The sequence below is a fragment of the Streptomyces sp. GC420 genome (assembly GCF_009916105.1).
In the GTDB taxonomy this organism is placed as follows: domain Bacteria; phylum Actinomycetota; class Actinomycetes; order Streptomycetales; family Streptomycetaceae; genus Streptomyces.
Map to the genome: position 1 here is coordinate 1 of NZ_JAAAXQ010000706.1, position 1,801 is coordinate 1,801.

Sequence of the window (1,801 nt, forward strand, 5' to 3'; positions counted from 1 at the left end):
ACCGGGCGTGCACGGGAGGTTGACACCCCGGTCACGCAGATAGGGGACCGGGTCGATGCCGCGCACCGTGGTGGAGGTGCCGACGCGCACGCGCAGGTGGAGGTGGGGGCCGGTGGAGTCGCCCTCACTGCCCATGAGGGCGATGCGCTGGCCGGCCTGGACCTGCTGGCCGACGGACACGTCCCGCTGGTACATGTGCCCGTACTCGGTCACCGTGCCGTCCGAGTGCAGGATGCGGATCCACTGGCCGTAGCCGCTGGCGGGTCCGGAGGCGATGACCTGGCCGGCGCCCGCGGCGTAGATCGGCGTACCGCGGCTGTTGGCGATGTCGACGCCGTCGTGAGTGCTGCTGTAGCCCTGGGAGACCCGGCCGGCTGCCGGGCACGAGGCCGCGTAGGCGGCCGCCGCGGTGGGCGCGGCGGAGGCGGCCGGGACCGCCGCGGCGGGGGCCTGGGCCGCCGCGGCGCCTGCCGCCGTCAGCGGCAGCAGCAGGGCGGCGGCCGCTGTCATGAGGCCGGCTCGCAGATTGAAGCCGGGCAGAGCGAATCGCACGAGTGCTTCCTCCCCGATCGTTCCCGTGTGGTGCCTGAGTGGTGGTGAGGCGGACGGCACGGAAGCTAGCGCCGCGGTGGCGGGGAAGGTCATCCGGAACGTTCCGGAATGACAGCACGCCACGCCTTCCGATAGGGCTCACTTCAACCAACTCGACTTACTTCGAGCTCAGTTGAGGAGACCCGTCGTGAGCACCACGATGACCCGCCGGCTGATACGGAGCCTGTGCGCCCTGCTGGTCGTGGGCGCACTTCCGCCCGCCACCGCGGTCGCCGGGACCACCACCGGCACCCCCGACCCCGCATCCGCGTCCGCCTCCGCACCGCCCTCCGCGGAAAGGCCCGCCGATCCGACGCCGAGAAGTACCTGGCGGATGGACCTGACCAGTACCTCCGCCGATCAGCGCAACATCAGTCACCGCCCGGACGGCAGCATCACCGTCAAGTCCGCCCGTATCCGCACGGAATCGGCGCCCGGCAGCTCCTTCGCCGTCTACACCGCGCCCGCCCGGAGCCTGGGCCGTACGGCCAGTGCCTTCACGTTGCGGCCCCGGGCCGAAGTCCCGGTGGGCACGCGGCTGGTGACCGAGGTTCGTGGCAGCAGCCACCACGGCACCTGGACGCAGTGGAGCACACCCGGCCGCGCCGGAAAGGTCCGGCTGTCCGAGGCGGTGTCCGTCGTCCAGGTGCGCGTGACGCTGCTGGGCCGACGCTCCGGGACCGCCCCGTCGGTCTCGGGGATCACGGTGGGCGCCACCGCGAAGCAGCCCACCGTCCGGTCACCGCGCGCCGGGGCGGGCGCCACCGCCGTCACGTACCGGCTCTACGCGACCCGTGAGGGCCTGGTCGGCGGGACCACGGCCAACGGCCATGTCATCCAGCCCCGCGACCACTTCGTCGCGCTGCCCTCGCGCCGGATGCTGGCGAGCAACGGCGGCAGCGAGTACCGGGTACGGGTCTGCTACCCGCGCACGGGCCGCTGCGAGACGGCGCCCGTGTGGGACGTCGGCCCCTGGAACACCAAGGACGACTACTGGAACCCGCCCTCGCAGCGGCAGATGTGGACCGACCTGCCACAGGGCACCCCGGAGGCGCAGGCCGCGTACCAGAGCGGCTACAACGGCGGCCGCGACGAGTTCGGGCGCAGGGTGGCCAACCCGGCCGGGATCGACCTGGCGGACGGCACCTTCTGGGACGGCCTCGGCATGAACGACAACGACTGGGTCGACGTCACCTTCCAGCCGACCGAC

The 1,801-nt window shown here is 72.7% G+C and carries 2 protein-coding genes; one reads left to right on the forward strand and one right to left on the reverse strand.

Annotation, left to right across the window (positions count from 1 at the left end; genetic code table 11):
• On the reverse strand, window positions 1-552 hold a 552-nt coding region (locus tag GUY61_RS37960; protein ID WP_313897042.1), incomplete at its 3' end, for a M23 family metallopeptidase.
• Window positions 553-739: 187 nt separating this feature from the next.
• On the opposite strand from GUY61_RS37960, the gene GUY61_RS37965 reads away from it, so the two are divergent.
• Window positions 740-1,801 (forward strand): SH3 domain-containing protein (locus GUY61_RS37965; RefSeq protein ID WP_208106962.1); only part of this gene is annotated, 1,062 nt, incomplete at its 3' end.